This is a genomic window from Okeania sp. SIO2B3 (assembly GCF_010672525.1).
In the GTDB taxonomy this organism is placed as follows: Bacteria; Cyanobacteriota; Cyanobacteriia; order Cyanobacteriales; family Microcoleaceae; genus Okeania.
Genome location: NZ_JAAHGH010000069.1, coordinates 1 through 16,601 on the forward strand (window position 1 = coordinate 1; position 16,601 = coordinate 16,601).

General features: G+C 38.5%; 9 protein-coding genes, 1 pseudogene and 1 CRISPR repeat array. Of the genes and pseudogenes, 2 read left to right on the top strand and 8 right to left on the bottom strand.

All coding sequences use genetic code 11. The annotated features are described in order from the left end of the window. A pseudogene (locus F6K15_RS27595) lies at positions 1–662 on the top strand (hypothetical protein); the annotation flags it as partial. A 67-nt stretch (positions 663–729) separates the two neighbouring features. Here F6K15_RS27595 and F6K15_RS27600 read toward each other — a convergent pair. From F6K15_RS27600 to cas1, 7 genes are all read right to left on the bottom strand, one after another. Further along, a complete protein-coding gene (locus F6K15_RS27600; RefSeq protein WP_293067146.1) occupies positions 730–2,322 on the bottom strand; it encodes a ThiF family adenylyltransferase in 1,593 nt (530 codons plus the stop codon). Positions 2,323–2,854: 532 nt separating this feature from the next. Next, positions 2,855–3,343, bottom strand: coding sequence for a hypothetical protein (locus F6K15_RS27605; protein ID WP_293067148.1), 489 nt, complete (start codon positions 3,341–3,343; stop codon positions 2,855–2,857). 2 nt (positions 3,344–3,345) lie between these two features. Continuing rightward, the gene (locus tag F6K15_RS27610) at positions 3,346–3,549 is read right to left on the bottom strand and encodes a hypothetical protein (RefSeq protein WP_293067149.1); all 204 of its coding nucleotides are present in this window, start codon (positions 3,547–3,549) and stop codon (positions 3,346–3,348) included. A gap of 167 nt (positions 3,550–3,716) precedes the next feature. Beyond that, positions 3,717–4,106, bottom strand: coding sequence for a hypothetical protein (locus F6K15_RS27615; protein ID WP_293067152.1), 390 nt, complete (start codon positions 4,104–4,106; stop codon positions 3,717–3,719). A gap of 328 nt (positions 4,107–4,434) precedes the next feature. Next, complete coding sequence (locus F6K15_RS27620; protein ID WP_293067153.1) at positions 4,435–5,007, bottom strand: NYN domain-containing protein; 573 nt, start codon at positions 5,005–5,007, stop codon at positions 4,435–4,437. Positions 5,008–5,184: 177 nt separating this feature from the next. Beyond that, positions 5,185–11,325: a CRISPR direct-repeat array (repeat unit 36 nt; unit sequence GTTTCCATTAATTCCGCTTCAGACGAAGCACTAGAG). A gap of 368 nt (positions 11,326–11,693) precedes the next feature. After that, on the bottom strand, positions 11,694–11,966 hold the full coding sequence (cas2, locus tag F6K15_RS27625) for a CRISPR-associated endonuclease Cas2 (RefSeq protein WP_293067155.1): 273 nt from the start codon (positions 11,964–11,966) through the stop codon (positions 11,694–11,696). Between the two features lie 11 nt (positions 11,967–11,977). Next, complete coding sequence (gene cas1 / locus F6K15_RS27630; RefSeq protein ID WP_293067158.1) at positions 11,978–14,104, bottom strand: CRISPR-associated endonuclease Cas1; 2,127 nt, start codon at positions 14,102–14,104, stop codon at positions 11,978–11,980. Between the two features lie 447 nt (positions 14,105–14,551). Between cas1 and F6K15_RS27635 the strand changes: the two genes are divergently transcribed. Continuing rightward, complete coding sequence (locus tag F6K15_RS27635; protein ID WP_293067161.1) at positions 14,552–14,698, top strand: hypothetical protein; 147 nt, start codon at positions 14,552–14,554, stop codon at positions 14,696–14,698. Positions 14,699–14,731: 33 nt separating this feature from the next. On the opposite strand, the gene F6K15_RS27640 is transcribed toward F6K15_RS27635, so the two are convergent. Further along, complete coding sequence (locus F6K15_RS27640; protein WP_293067164.1) at positions 14,732–16,201, bottom strand: TIGR03985 family CRISPR-associated protein; 1,470 nt, start codon at positions 16,199–16,201, stop codon at positions 14,732–14,734. Positions 16,202–16,601 lie beyond the last annotated feature (400 nt).

Below are 16,601 nucleotides of genomic sequence, written 5' to 3' on the forward strand. Positions count from 1 at the left end.
AAAAAACTGAACATGACTCGGCTTTAAGACAATATGAACAGGCATTAAAGCAATGGCAAAATCAGGAATTGGCAACTACTAATAGCCACAGTCAAATTTTAACAAATCAGATTGATTTTATTCAAAGGAATAAGGTCATTGAACACTATAAACATCGGTTCAACCAGCTCGAAGTCTTGTCTCCTACTCCGGGAAGCTCTGCACCAAAAGGTCGCACTGAATTTAGTTTTTATGATAAATTAAATCGTTATTTCCCTGGGCAAATATTAATAGATTACAAGATGGTAAAATATGTAGAATATCCTTATACTCCAGATTTTATTTTACATTTGCCAGCGTGGAACTTATATGTAGATATTGAAATAGATGAGCCTTATGATGCGAAAAAAAAGAAACCTACTCATTGTATCGATATTCCTAAAGATAAAGATAGAGATGATTTCTTTTTGGAGAAAAATTGGATTGTAATTCGTTTTGCTGAAGAGCAAATTATAGTATCTCCTAAAAGTTGTTGTAAATTTATTGCATCAGTTATCAATGCGCTAACAGGTCAATTAATTCCTGAAGAATTACAGAATACACCTAGATTGAGAGATGTGCCTAGATGGAATACAAAAAAGGCAAAAAGAATGGCTCGGAAAAAATACCGCAATTATTATTAAATATCCCCATTCCGACGCTCCTCACACATAAAATGTGGTGGAAAGGCTTCTGACTTCAGATATCTGGCTAGTCTGCTTGAACTTCAGCGCCACAAAAATAACAATCAGTATTGACTAAATAATCTGTATCAGTTTTATACCACTTGGACTCAGGAAATTTATAAATCCAGTCCAAACCAGCATCAATGTCCAAAAATCCACTAACCATTCCTTGAATTATCCCCACTGCCGTACTAGCACAAATACTGTTCAACCAAAAAACAGCAGGAGCATCAATACCTTCCATGTAACCTGCATATTGAGCTACTTGCTCAATTTCACGAGGTGCAGATTCTAAAGCCGCCATTTGTGAATTAATAATATTACCACACATCAAGCACCAACCCCCGCCTAGTGGAGGTATTGTAATGCGAGAATACATTCGGGGAATATCGACAAGGTTTTCCCTTTGTAAGGTAGAAACGGAAAGTTCCTCATCCTTCTGCCCTCTGCCTCCTGCCTTCTGCCTTCTAATCTCAATATGAGTTCCCAAACACACCAAAGGTCTCATATATTTAAGTGCTAATTCCTGAGCAACTTGTCGAGAGTAATGATTATCAGTTGCCACAACAATTAAATCGGAGGCTCCTATTTCTTGAGTCGCTAATTCATTTTCAATAGTAGTGGGTATAGTTTTGACATTAGCATTCATCCGATAAATTTGTTGAATTAATTGCTTCACATATTCAACCTTGGGTAACTGCTGCTCTGCCATCTCCCATGTTGCCCCTGGCATTCGATTGAGATTTGTGGTTTCGAGGCAGTCATGGTCAATTAATACCCAATTTTTGACGCCCAAACGCCCAAAAACTTCTGCAAAAACTGACCCTATACCACCACAACCTATTAATGTTACTGTGAGTTCGTTCAGTTTTTCTTGCAATGCGTTACCAAAGATTTCTTGACGAGCAAACATTACATCTGAAGAGCCTGTTTGTTCCAGTTTCATCGCTTTCTCATCCAAAATTGTTTGGCTCTTTGGTAGAGTCAAATCTCTATCTTGAGCAAGTTGAGATGTTGGAGTAACAAAAGCCTTCTGCCTCCTGCCTTCTGCCTCTCTTGGTGCGCATTCCCTTGCGTCTGTCGCCGACGCGGGGTCGCACCGCTTCTGCCTTCTCTCAAACCATGATGAATAAAAGTCAACTTCCTCAAATGAGCTTCCGAGTTGGTTCCAGATGCGGAAGTTTGGTTTCTGTAATGACTCGTTGAAAATGCCAGAAATTAATCGTGGTTGCTTTTCAAAATTTGTGGTCAGAAATTGAGCATATTCTGATTCATGGCGATCGTCTACTGTAGAAAAGCAAGGTGTATCAAAACCTGGGTGGGTATGAATATGAACGAGGTCGTATCCATCTTCGAGATAAGTTTTGAGTAAGTACAAGTGAAATTCTTGTTTTAACACTAATCCTGTTGTAGATTGATGTTCATAACACGAGTTAGTAGGAACAACCCATGTTTTGGGAAAATACCTAAGTCGAGTTTCTGAAATTTGATGATGTTTACAGAAGAAAAATCCAATAATTTCTTCTCCGGCGGTTTGTGTATTTAACATCATCTGACGAAACTGCTGCCACATTAATGGCGGGATGTGTAAAGATATATTTGAAGATTTTTGTATCATTTTTTTTTTGATAGGAGTCAGGAGTCAGCCTAAAAAAGTAGGTTGGGTTGAGTCCGCGAAACCCAACAAAGCTGAACTCAACGTGATTGTTGTTGGGTTTATCCTACGGATAAGCGACCCTAACACTTCGTTCTACCCAACCTACTGGAGCGGGGTTGGTGAGCTTGGCGAACTTGGTGAGCCATGCCATCCGCCTAGTGCAAAAAGGCAGCTATGCTGGAGGCAGAAGGCCGAAGGGAAGAAAGGTTATTGTACAAGCTTTTCAACCTTTTTTTACTGGTTAGTTATTTCTGCCATCCTGCACTAGAAATAAATTTCTAGGCTCAAAGCAGAAGTTATCTAAAGATGACTAGAGATGTCTAATTTATTATGGCTAACTAATACAGCGGATTCCACCAAGCGTGAGGTACACCCAAGCGAGCAAGATGCTCGCACTGAAAAAATTTAATTATTAAATCTGTACTTCTTATGCGAGGAATCTGCTATAAGACTCGATCTAACAGATAAACTGATGACTGATAACTGAAATCACCTAATCATCACTACTATTAATTGCGTGACGAGCAGTAACAAATAAGGTGACAAGGTTATGCCCGTTTTCTGGTTGTTTTTTTGGTCGCCAAGAATTAAGCCATCGTTCTTGATTAAAACCACCACCTAATCCCACACAATACCAATACCAACCTTCCTCATTTAAAAATGGTGCGCCGTAGTGACTCTGCCTGGTAAAATGATGGTCTCCTTCTCCTACACTGCTCCATGGATAGTTAAGATAACAGCCAATAGGGGGCAAACGAGGGTAATCTAATGGTAATAAAAACAGTACGTCGGAATTAGTTACTTTGAATTTAGAAGAAGATAAAGGCATTCCTTTAATTAGAACAGCAGTATATTGAATATCGCTAATAGTTTTACTACCTACAATGATATTTTTTGCTACTTTTTCTAACAGTTTCAGTTCAGCTTTTATTCGAGTATTTGGTTTAAATTTGGTAGAACTAGCGTTAATTGTAATTGTCATAATTATCCTCTGCCTTTTACAATTTTGGGAACTGTCCAAACTTTAGAACCTTCTTTTAGAGCTTCATTTTCTTGCAAAGGTTTGGTTTTGCCGAATCCTTCTTCCATGATATCGTCATTACCTATTTCTGGCAGTTTAGCCCGCAATTCTTCCACAGTGGCACCTTGGGGCAAATCAATTAATTTGCCATTAACAACAGCTTTCATTTATTTCTCCTATTTTGTTAAAATGTAAGATATCAAATCCTGTAGCATCGATGTTATTCAGCATTATTAAGACTAAGAGTCTATGTAGGAGCGAATGGCATTCGCCCTTACGCATTGTATGATGATCGACGGATTTGATATTACTCCTGAATTCTGAATTCTAAATTCTATCGATTAGATACCGACTTTTCTACTAAAGTATTTTCAAGTTGTGCTCTCTGAAAAGATACTTGATTTATACCCATTCCTAAGAATAAAATACCCAAGATAACTGAAGAAGCTACAGTTGTTGATAATAGTCGATAATAGAGTGTTTCTAGTTTTTGAACTGATTGTTTAAGAGAATTAATTTGTTCGTAATCTTGGAGGTTTGTCGCACTTAAAGCTGATTCAAATTTTTCAAATTGTTGGTCGATTTTTTCAAATTGTTGAGTCAAATATTCTAATTTGAAGCGGATATAATTGAACCCGTTTGGTTGCCGATCAACTAATTTTCCATTGAGGGTTTCCATTGCTTTTTTGGAAATTGCTTGAGGTAGAGCTAGAATTTTTTTCATGGTTTTTTTCGTTTAATTTTCGTGTTAATTTACATTTTTTTCTGGACTTAGGAATTTAGAATTCTGAATTTAGGGGTTATAATTTAGGGGTTAGAATTCCCGAAACTCTTCCTGTTACAGCATATTCCAAGTATACGGAGTACAGATATTAAAATGAAATTCTCCCAGTGCGGGCATCTTGCCCGCGTGAGTGTACCTCACGCCTGGTGGAATCCGCTGTATATTTGCGAGGGAGACGCTCGCACTGCCACATTCTCCACTCTTGCTATAATTTCTGGCTCCTGTTTGCGGAACATTCCGAAGGAAATTCTGGCTCCTGGCTTTTTCTTCAATCAAAAAGATTGCTATTACCTATTCTGTGGTATTCTTGGCTTTTTTTTTGCTGTTTAAATCCATCAAAAATTCCCACTAAGTCTACAATGCTACTGGCTGCAATTTTTAAATCGTTGCCTAAAGATTGTTCGACGGATGCAACTTCGACACGCATCCCCCTGCGTCTGAGTTTTTCTGCCAGGTAAGCAAAGTCAGAGTCACCTGTCACTAAGACGACGATGTCGGGGCGAACTTCTAATGCTAGTTCTACTGCGTCCATTGCCATCACGATGTCTATATTGGTTTCGTAGTCATCGCCTTTGGCTTTACCTTCTTTGGGAACTACTAAAAATCCATTGCTTTTTGCCCAATAGACGAATTTTTCTTTGGTTTTCCGTTGTTCCTGGAATCGCTCTTTTGCAGGTGGTAGGCCAACGTAGATCACCATTTCGATGAGTTCTCTACCTTCGTTTGGGTTGGCTAAGTAGTCGCGGATTTTTTCCCAGTCTACTTTGCGGTTAAAGCTTTGTGCGCTGAGGAAAGTATTGTCGCTATCAGCGAGAATTAATACTCGTCGAGTTGTTGTCATGGTTGGTTTTGATTCATTTTTTTGTTCGTTTTTCTTAACTGTTTATATTTAAGCATGGGTATGGAAAGGGGTTTTTCTAGTCAAAATGAGTATTAGCAGAGCCTAGTGGCAGCTATATCGCTTTCGTGCTGGGAGAGACAATTTGGCCAAAAAAAAACCTCCTCTGGTATTGAGGAAGTTTCCATTAATTCCGCTTCAGACGAAGCACTAGAGAAGGTTCAGTGCAAAAAGGTGGTGCAGGCGGTCTTGGATATGGTTTCCATTAATTCCGCTTCAGACGAAGCACTAGAGGAAATTCTGCAAGAAATTGCAGAAAACAATGCCGCAAAGTTTCCATTAATTCCGCTTCAGACGAAGCACTAGAGGATAATAGTGGTTGCGTTGTTGATGGTATCATACGGGTTGAAGTTTCCATTAATTCCGCTTCAGACGAAGCACTAGAGTGTAAAAACGGATGGCTCTGCCATCATCACGCAGGCGTGTGTTTCCATTAATTCCGCTTCAGACGAAGCACTAGAGGTCTACAAGTAAAAGATCCGAAAACAGTATCAATACAAGATTGTTTCCATTAATTCCGCTTCAGACGAAGCACTAGAGATCTAAGGATTTGCAAGCAAGTCCACTACGACTCTACAAAGTTTCCATTAATTCCGCTTCAGACGAAGCACTAGAGTCTATACATAAGCTAACTTTTGTTGGGGAGTCGTCTGAAGTTTCCATTAATTCCGCTTCAGACGAAGCACTAGAGTTCTGAAGTATTTAGGGATGCTCATATGCACCCTAGTTTCCATTAATTCCGCTTCAGACGAAGCACTAGAGAGCGACGCAGTGCTCAATGGTGGGCTACACATTGTTTCCATTAATTCCGCTTCAGACGAAGCACTAGAGCTTAATTTTAAAATTACCGTCAAAAAAGACGGCAATTTCGTTTCCATTAATTCCGCTTCAGACGAAGCACTAGAGGCAATTTCGAAGGGACTGTATCCGTTAATGGAGAAGAAAACGTTTCCATTAATTCCGCTTCAGACGAAGCACTAGAGCTCTTTTCGTTTTTTCTAGTACTACCCTCCTTTTGTTTCCATTAATTCCGCTTCAGACGAAGCACTAGAGACAATATGTCAGAAGCCTCACGGCTTCCCACATGCTGGTTTCCATTAATTCCGCTTCAGACGAAGCACTAGAGTGCTTCATATTGCGATGAAGCATGGGGAGTGGAGGAAAAGTTTCCATTAATTCCGCTTCAGACGAAGCACTAGAGTCCAGCATATGATTGAAGAAGTCCTGCGGCAGGACTTAACTCTAGTTTCCATTAATTCCGCTTCAGACGAAGCACTAGAGTTACACCCCTGAGCCAGAGTCAACTCCAGCACCTACGGTTTCCATTAATTCCGCTTCAGACGAAGCACTAGAGACTGAAAGGTAATCTAGGGCGGTGAAGGCAGCGGAGGTTTCCATTAATTCCGCTTCAGACGAAGCACTAGAGTCGTGCATGTCGGTACAGTTTCAAGCAACGGTGAAGTTTCCATTAATTCCGCTTCAGACGAAGCACTAGAGAGGACTAGCAGCACGACACAACGTCGTCAGCCACAGCAAGTTTCCATTAATTCCGCTTCAGACGAAGCACTAGAGTGACCGATAGGCTCGCCCGCGCCTATTACGCCTTCTTCATAGTTTCCATTAATTCCGCTTCAGACGAAGCACTAGAGCTTGCGGCAAAGTTCGGCGCTCGCAACGCAGCTGCCGGGACTGGTTTCCATTAATTCCGCTTCAGACGAAGCACTAGAGTAAGCAATAGTATTCGCGTCCCAATACGCATACGTTTCCATTAATTCCGCTTCAGACGAAGCACTAGAGGTCGCTACCAACAAAATCTTAGCCAAGCCGTATCACGTTTCCATTAATTCCGCTTCAGACGAAGCACTAGAGTTATAAGCTACCCCCTTGGGTAGTTAAGTAAGAGGTTTCCATTAATTCCGCTTCAGACGAAGCACTAGAGGTTAGGTTTTGTGGTTTTCCCCCTTGGGGGAAAAGTTTCCATTAATTCCGCTTCAGACGAAGCACTAGAGATTCAACTTTTTTAATAATGGAATAATATCTTATTGTTTCCATTAATTCCGCTTCAGACGAAGCACTAGAGTTAATTTTTAAGCTAAGTGGTTATAGTAATACTGAGAGTTTCCATTAATTCCGCTTCAGACGAAGCACTAGAGTTTGTTGACCTAATATTCAAAGGAGGTAAACAAATTCAGGTTTCCATTAATTCCGCTTCAGACGAAGCACTAGAGCAAGTCAAGTACAAAATTCTGAATTAGTCAATCTGGGGTTTCCATTAATTCCGCTTCAGACGAAGCACTAGAGTTATTTGGGACTATAGGGTAACAGCTTCCGTTACCCCCGAGGTTTCCATTAATTCCGCTTCAGACGAAGCACTAGAGTAAGGTTGATGGAAGGGCACTTGCCCCCGAAAAATGTTTCCATTAATTCCGCTTCAGACGAAGCACTAGAGTTTGAAGCCACCGAATTTGCGCCCGAAAGGGTAGCGGTGTTTCCATTAATTCCGCTTCAGACGAAGCACTAGAGTCAAGTTCAAAATTCCGAGATTGTGAACGGATTTAAGTTTCCATTAATTCCGCTTCAGACGAAGCACTAGAGAAAGACGGATCTTATGACACTTTGGTTGGGTCAACTTGTTTCCATTAATTCCGCTTCAGACGAAGCACTAGAGTCAAAAGATACAAAGCATGCTTTGCTTTATGTGTCGATTGTTTCCATTAATTCCGCTTCAGACGAAGCACTAGAGGGTTTTAAGGTTCACAAGACCAAGAAACCCAAAGTTTCCATTAATTCCGCTTCAGACGAAGCACTAGAGGAAAAGCTGCTAGGCAAATTCCTAGTAGCATATACACTGTTTCCATTAATTCCGCTTCAGACGAAGCACTAGAGGAACTAGAGCCACAAAGTCAAATCAACGCTATTATTGAAGAGTTTCCATTAATTCCGCTTCAGACGAAGCACTAGAGGTTACAGCCTCAGTATCCCCTAAATCCCCACGAGGTTTCCATTAATTCCGCTTCAGACGAAGCACTAGAGTACAGAACAAGAAAAAGCCAAAATTGCTGAAGCTATAGAAGAAGTTTCCATTAATTCCGCTTCAGACGAAGCACTAGAGAGTTATGGGGAACAATTTACGGTGCCGGCTAGTGAAAGTTTCCATTAATTCCGCTTCAGACGAAGCACTAGAGAGTAGTATTGAAACCAACAGCTTTGGTAGCGAAGGGTTTCCATTAATTCCGCTTCAGACGAAGCACTAGAGTTTTTTTGGCATGAATGCGACAGGATTATGCTTATCGTTTCCATTAATTCCGCTTCAGACGAAGCACTAGAGTTTTTTTAACAAACAGAGCTGGCATAACCAAGGGCGGTTGTTTCCATTAATTCCGCTTCAGACGAAGCACTAGAGTCCAAGGGGGTCTGGATGGCCGTTCCAATCCATATAAAAGTTTCCATTAATTCCGCTTCAGACGAAGCACTAGAGTGCCGATTTGGCAAGGCTCAACGAGCCCTGCCCGGATATGTTTCCATTAATTCCGCTTCAGACGAAGCACTAGAGTGCAAATAACCACTCTAAAAGTGCTCATGAGTACATAAATTAGTTTCCATTAATTCCGCTTCAGACGAAGCACTAGAGTATTTATGTTTCTGCTCTATGCTTAAGCATAGGGAAGGCGTTTCCATTAATTCCGCTTCAGACGAAGCACTAGAGCCTTTAACTGGGTTTAGTCGTTTAATCACTCATCGCTAACTTGTTTCCATTAATTCCGCTTCAGACGAAGCACTAGAGGAACTAGTACTTTAGTCAAATGACAACAGAAAAATGTTTCCATTAATTCCGCTTCAGACGAAGCACTAGAGGGCAAACGTTCCACAACCTAATACTGTGGAAGTAAACGTGTTTCCATTAATTCCGCTTCAGACGAAGCACTAGAGCCAGATGTCAAAATACTAACAAAACAAGTTCTAGAAGTTTCCATTAATTCCGCTTCAGACGAAGCACTAGAGTTCTTACGTTTCAGTGGCTGTTTGTAAAGCAGACAACAGTTTCCATTAATTCCGCTTCAGACGAAGCACTAGAGAATTCGCGTTGAAAATCTTATTGAACGCCTCCCAGAAGTTTCCATTAATTCCGCTTCAGACGAAGCACTAGAGGAAATAGCTCCCTAGCTATTTTTTCTTTTCTTGAGAGGTTTCCATTAATTCCGCTTCAGACGAAGCACTAGAGACTTTTGAGGCCAAGTTAATAGACGGAAGATGAAAAAAGTTTCCATTAATTCCGCTTCAGACGAAGCACTAGAGGGCATCTGTATAACAACAGATGAAGTTTACCAAGTTACTGTTGTTTCCATTAATTCCGCTTCAGACGAAGCACTAGAGTTATCCAAAAAGACTACCCCTTTGCGGTGGTAGTTTTTAATGGTTTCCATTAATTCCGCTTCAGACGAAGCACTAGAGAACTATCTACTGCTCCGCTCTATGCCTTTCCATCATGAAGTTTCCATTAATTCCGCTTCAGACGAAGCACTAGAGATATGGATCCAGTAAGAATCGCAAGGTACATGATGATGAACGTTTCCATTAATTCCGCTTCAGACGAAGCACTAGAGAAGCAAACTTCAAAAAGTTTCATCAGTTATCCCAAAACGTTTGTTTCCATTAATTCCGCTTCAGACGAAGCACTAGAGCTCTGATAAACAAGAGTTTGTTTTATTGAACAACCTGGTTTCCATTAATTCCGCTTCAGACGAAGCACTAGAGTTCATTTTTTTAGGAGTGTAAGAAAAATGTCAAATAAACGTTTCCATTAATTCCGCTTCAGACGAAGCACTAGAGTTTTCCGACTCTGTCGGAAAAGGGTATGCAAGAAAAAATCAAAGTTAGTTTCCATTAATTCCGCTTCAGACGAAGCACTAGAGTAGTAAAAATTTTGCGTTATCTCTATGCCTTGAAAGGATAAGTCGTTTCCATTAATTCCGCTTCAGACGAAGCACTAGAGGTCGGGTCAAAGAAGAAGGAAAACCCGAAGAGTTAGTTTCCATTAATTCCGCTTCAGACGAAGCACTAGAGTAGACAATGTTTTGCCTAGCGAAGCTATCTTCGTTTTGTTTCCATTAATTCCGCTTCAGACGAAGCACTAGAGTATCTATGGTCATTGAAATAAATAATGATGACAAGTTTCCATTAATTCCGCTTCAGACGAAGCACTAGAGTAACAATGACGGAAACCAACAGCCACAATTCACTGTTTCCATTAATTCCGCTTCAGACGAAGCACTAGAGTGCATTTGCACACCAGTTTGCTAAGCTCAACAGCCAAGTTTCCATTAATTCCGCTTCAGACGAAGCACTAGAGGTAATGTTCATATCAAGCCTTTTCGATAAGGCTGAAGTTGAGTTTCCATTAATTCCGCTTCAGACGAAGCACTAGAGAATTCAGAACATTGTTTCATCAATAAGCGTTATAACAGATCGTTTCCATTAATTCCGCTTCAGACGAAGCACTAGAGTGAAAACAAAAAATAGCCTTGCTGCCAACGACCATAGTTTCCATTAATTCCGCTTCAGACGAAGCACTAGAGAAAAAAAAGTAACAAACAAAAAAGCCGAAAAGGCTAAGAAGTTTCCATTAATTCCGCTTCAGACGAAGCACTAGAGCATAAAACCCTGTGTATCTCGGCTTTCCCTGCTTCCGTTTCCATTAATTCCGCTTCAGACGAAGCACTAGAGGATCGCTTATCTGAGAAAGATAAGCAAGAACAAAAAGAAGCGTTTCCATTAATTCCGCTTCAGACGAAGCACTAGAGGGTAGCCTTCTACCCACTTTGGAGTTTGGCACAGTGTTTCCATTAATTCCGCTTCAGACGAAGCACTAGAGGTTTGCACGGCTAATAGACGCCGTGCAAACGGCGAAAAACCAGCTGGAATTCTGGATTTTGTTTCCATTAATTCCGCTTCAGACGAAGCACTAGAGTTTACACTTGTTAAAGACCCCAATTATAAGTCATAACGTTTCCATTAATTCCGCTTCAGACGAAGCACTAGAGCTGTTTTAACAGCGATGATTTCAGAAGAGGTGAGAGAAAGTTTCCATTAATTCCGCTTCAGACGAAGCACTAGAGTAAAAGCTATCTGTTTTACCTCTTCACCAGTTAAAGTTTCCATTAATTCCGCTTCAGACGAAGCACTAGAGTTTTAAATGAATTAATTGAAGAAATAGAGGAGAGAGAAGTTTCCATTAATTCCGCTTCAGACGAAGCACTAGAGAGTTCGGTTTTGGAACAACGACAGAGCAAGGCTTTCAGACCCCCAAATATACACGCCCCTTTGATAAAAAAATCAACAAAGCAATTTTTACCAAAATGACACGCCTCAAACCCGCTCCTGGCAAGGCACATACACGGGTCAACGAAAGAATCAGGGTTTCAGCGATTCTCGGAGGCGTGTATGTGGGGTACCATGCAAAGATGAAAAACCACCTTTAAACCACTCCTAAAAGACTAAAAATGATTAAAAAGATACTACTATTCATTTATCGAGGTTCTTTATACCAAATCCATTACTTTTAATCTTAACTTTAGACATACCAATTGTCAAGACCTAATTTAATATTTTTTTTCGGCCACATTTTGTTCCTAAAGCACATAAAAATTAGGTGGTGGTGCTGGCTTTTCACTGCCAACAGTCAACGTCATCGACATCGCTTCAGCAAAAATCCAGTAAAAGCGAACGTTATCCTCTGTTGGCAGAACAAACTTTTTCACCTTTTCATGCAATTGTCGCATCTCCTCCAAACTAATGAAACATTCAAACACAGAAAACTGCACCCGGCGACCATAACCCTCCAAAAAATTAGATAACTTTGTCCGCCTTTTGTCATCAGGAATATCATACACAACAATTACCACATTCTTATACTCTAAATTCTCCAGAAAGGCTCATAAGCTTCCCCATGCAAAAGATAACGTTTATAACGCCGAATCTGCAATTGAATTACCTGTCGATAACACACCTGAGACTGTATGTCCGGATGAGAAATTGACTCATTCATTCTTTGTTCAAATTGTTCCAAAAATACCTTCCTTGGCCCTGACTTCAGATAAACACCTCCTGTCGTAATAACTGAATCAAAATCCTTTGGTTTTACCGCAGAAGCATTAATAAACCATAACACAAAACTATCAACAATAGGAGAACGAAATTCCTCCATCAAATCAAAAGCTAAATATGGTTTCTTCTCCTCTCCATAATGGAAATTACCAAAATACGGCGATAAACCCTCAGCAATAATCAAACTCAAAACATTATTGAAAAGTAGAGTATAGCCAAAACTCAACAAAGAATTAACCGGGTCTTGAGGCGGTTGCCGATTCCGCAAAGAAAAGCTAAAAGCCGAATTACTAATTAACTTACCCAAAGCCGGAAAATATCGAGCAGCACTAATACCTTCATAACCTCGTAAACTATCAAGATTATTAACACTATCAACAGCCAAAATATCAGTATTAATACCAGCGATCGCCTTAGCAACCTCTGGCACTTGACGTTTCCGATTTAATCTTAATAAAAGCTGTCGAGAATTCATCAACTTCCCCCGAACAATAGCCTGACAAACAGGTAATTGAAACTCTACATTACCATGTTTTTTCACCTGAACCAATTCATTATCCAAATGAGTAGATTCCAAGTTCCAAACATGACCCTTGTATTGACCAGAGGAAGCCAAAAATAAGACAACAATTTTTTTATCTAAACAAGTTTGAATTACCGGAGTAGTCAACTGAATATTGCCAAAAATCAAAATTCGTTCAATCTCCCGAATCGGAATTTCGACCCGATTATTATCATTATTTTTATCCGGAATCCAAATCCCAAACCGTTGATTGTCCTTATAAATAGTAGTACCAGTTTCAAGTAAATAAATAGTAGCCATTTCTCGACTCCAAGTTATACGATTAGTAAATTTTTTAGCAAGCTTTAGCTCGACATTTTCTATGGTTGTTGTTGATGAAAAAGCTGTTGGTAAAACTTCCGATTCCGTTGTTTCCGCCTCTTGTTCTTGGAGGCTTTTTTTTTTACCCCCTTCTTCCGGCTGATTTTCAACTTCAGTAGATAAAGACTTAGGAGACTTAGCAGTATTTGACTCAACTGGAAAAATAGCATTATCAAGAAAACCATGTCCGAGAAAACGAAATCCTTCTTGAAAATTAGTCAAAAGAGTTTTATCAGGATGCAAAGTCAACTCTAGAGCATCCAAAGTTTTTTCTACATGAGAAGAAGCAGCCACGATTTCTTCTAAACTTTTAGCCATAACGACAAAATCATCAGCATAACGCACCAACTTCCAATCAGTATCAGAGAAACTTTTGTCAAATTCATCCAAATAAATATTAGCCAAAAGAGGAGAAATAACCGCCCCTTGAGGAATGCCTTTCTCAGCCTTAACAATTCTCTTCTTAGTTAAAATCCCAACAGAAATCCAAGATTTAATCAAACATAAAATCCCTGGATGTTCCACATAATTCCGTACTGTTCTTAATAATATTTGATGATTAATATTATCAAAAAACTTAGTAATATCGGCATCCAAAACAAACCGATAACCTTCATCTCGCCACCGAATTACTTCATTAACAGCATCCAAATAAGAAAGATTAGGACGATAGGCAAAACTAACAGGAGAAAAATGTTTTTCCACCACAGGATTAAGCACATTTAAAAGAGCGTGTTGAACAGTTCTATCCCTAACAGTAGGAATTCTTAATTCTCGAAATTTGCCATTATTTTTAGCAATTAAAATCTGTTTACAAGGAAGAGGTTGATATCTATTATTAGCCACATCATCCTTAAGTTGAGAAATATTACTCCGTAAATTTTGCTGAAAATCATCAATAGTTTCATCATCAACACCAGGACTACCTTGTTTAGCAGCAACATTAGAAAAAGCTTGAATAAAATTATCTAAAGTGAGGAATTTATCGACTAAATTAGTTGAGTCTAATTCCGAGTCATTGTTTAAATTAGGAAAAATCTTTCGGAAAACCATCGTTATTTCAGTTATCAGTTAACAGTTATCAGTTATCAGTTGTTAGTTAGCAGTTGACCGAAGAATTAATAATTAAATAATTTAGGTTTAAAGCCTCCCTCTTTCAAGGGGAAACAAGAAACAATTTTCCTTTTATTCAATCCTATCCGTTTTAGGGAGAGGTAATTATCAATTATCCATTATCAATTATCAATTATTGAAAGTCCGTTCTGACTTCTGCCTTCCATAACATTATTGCATTGGCATGGAAATGGGGTTTTCCTGTCATCAAGACTTACGCCAGAGATGAAACTATACGCCATTAGGTGCTGCGTAAGTCCTGTATAGTTATTTTTTTATTTTTCTTTAAAAAGTATAGGAAAAAGCCTCTTCCATCAACCTTTATAGTGAATAATATCAGAGCGCTAAACTAACTCCAAAGGAGCAAAATTAATGATAATATCTGTCATGGTTACTATCTCTTTTTCAACTATCTTAGAAATAATATATAGATTATTCCAACCAAATAATAGAAAGTTTAATTCCCTAGCTGAAAGCATCTATTTCGCTGAAAATGAAGATGCAGAAAAAGGCTCTACTATTCCACCAATATAATATCTTGAGCAAGAAGACTATCTACTTTCTGCCTTACTTTTGATAAAATTTACAAGCTTGTTGAATATCCTTAGCCATAGTTTCACGCAATTCCCAAGGCAAGAAAACTTCAACTTTCGGTCCCCAGCTTCTCAAACGCATAATCGTATTATAATCCTGCCGATAGTTTACTCGACAGTAAATATCAGAGCTAGAACGAGATTTTAAACTTCCTAAAAGCTGCTGTTTTTGCTCCAATTTTATCTCATAATTATTAATCAAACTTTGAGCTTGTTTTTTTGAAATTTGTTTAAATAACTTCTCTCGTTCCGTACCTTGAATATAAAGATTATGATAATAACGGTCAAATCTAATTAGTAATATCTCTTGGGGCCGAGCTAAATTAAATCCCCAAGCTTCACTGCGAAAAATTTCTAGAGTTTGAGGTGTTTTTGACTCACACATTTTCTGGGAAAAATTCGGCAAATTTACCAAATTCCACTCTAACTCTTCTATGTTTTTAATCCTGTCAAGGCGATAACCATACCAATTTATTTTCATGGAACTACTATCATTGGGAGTTTGACCATAAGCAAATAAATAAGGGGCACGTTGAGAATAGTAAATACAAACAGGATAGATAATATAATCTTCTCCTTCATCTTGATAATTTTGAAAATTACTGGCACTAACATAAGTAATTTTTATTGGTGGAATAGGTTGAGAATGCCAAAGATTTTTGAGTTTTTGTGTCCAATTATTTATCTTTTCAGAAAATTGCGGATGTACAATATATTCAAGTTCTAAAAAGAAACGTTGTTCGTGATTAATTTTCTGACTAAACTCATTAAAAAAATCTGCTAAATCATTTTGAATTAGATTTTCAATTCCTTGATTATCGACAACTTTCTCCGAGACAGACATCAGAACATCGGGGAATGAATCAACTTTAATATATTGAGTTTTAAACTTGTTGTGAGCAGGATTGCTCTTAACTTTTTCTGACTGTAACCAACCCATAGAAACTAATGTTTTAAAATCATATTGAAAGTTTTTTCTAGTTTTAGCTAATAAACGTATTTTCTCTTGTTTTTCCGACTCTTTTCTTGGAGAAATTATGCCAAAATCTAATAAATTATTTAGTTGTTGTGGTGTAACTGGATAGAGCTGAAGAAACGATTTTTTCCATTCCTGAACATCAGAATTTATACTCCGCTCAAATAGCCACTCAGTCATTGTTTTGTGACAATAACAGTTAGAATCATGGTTATGAGGAATTGTATCATTTTTATGATGCTCAAATCCTGTAAAAAACCTCTCGCACCAGTCATTATAGGTAAATTTATTTCCTAATTCAACTTTGACTGGGTCTGCTGCATCTCCATATAGCGATCGCAAGATTACCCATAGACGTACAGCTTTAGGTAAATTTTGTTTTAAAGACCCCCGTGCCAATATCTGTAAAAATTCAACATCAGGGGAAAAATCAAAAACGTTAGATGTCCTGAAGTTACTCTGGTTCATATTTAATAATTTGGTCTCAAAGGAGTTAGGCCGAAAATTTTGTCAATTACTATAAAAGTTGTGGTGGTGGATTTTCAATAGATTTGATGCGAATGAGGAAAAAAATGGAACTAATCCGTATAAATACAGAGTCATTTCAAAAGAGATTTAATTTTTTTTTACCCAACAAACTCGTCAATGACATTTTTATGGACAGAATCTCTACAAATATACATAAATTTGTCATTCGCATAAAAAGGGTTGCGGAGCTAAAAAAGTGATGTTAGTCTAAGAAAGTCAACAAAAAATCCTGCAAATATGGACTACATTGCTTAATAAAAAGTCGAATTATTAGTATCTTTTTAAGATAGATAAAGTAGTCAAACTCAAAGATTACATAAAATTTATCCATAGCAGCAAA

Coding starts and splice junctions, on each gene's coding strand:
- F6K15_RS27600 (WP_293067146.1), bottom strand. CDS start 2,322: ATGATACAAAAATCTTCAAATATATCTTTACACATCCCGCCATTAATG.
- F6K15_RS27640 (WP_293067164.1), bottom strand. CDS start 16,201: ATGAACCAGAGTAACTTCAGGACATCTAACGTTTTTGATTTTTCCCCT.
- F6K15_RS27620 (WP_293067153.1), bottom strand. CDS start 5,007: ATGACAACAACTCGACGAGTATTAATTCTCGCTGATAGCGACAATACT.
- F6K15_RS27635 (WP_293067161.1), top strand. CDS start 14,552: ATGGTTACTATCTCTTTTTCAACTATCTTAGAAATAATATATAGATTA.
- cas1 (WP_293067158.1), bottom strand. CDS start 14,104: ATGGTTTTCCGAAAGATTTTTCCTAATTTAAACAATGACTCGGAATTA.
- F6K15_RS27605 (WP_293067148.1), bottom strand. CDS start 3,343: ATGACAATTACAATTAACGCTAGTTCTACCAAATTTAAACCAAATACT.
- F6K15_RS27615 (WP_293067152.1), bottom strand. CDS start 4,106: ATGAAAAAAATTCTAGCTCTACCTCAAGCAATTTCCAAAAAAGCAATG.
- F6K15_RS27610 (WP_293067149.1), bottom strand. CDS start 3,549: ATGAAAGCTGTTGTTAATGGCAAATTAATTGATTTGCCCCAAGGTGCC.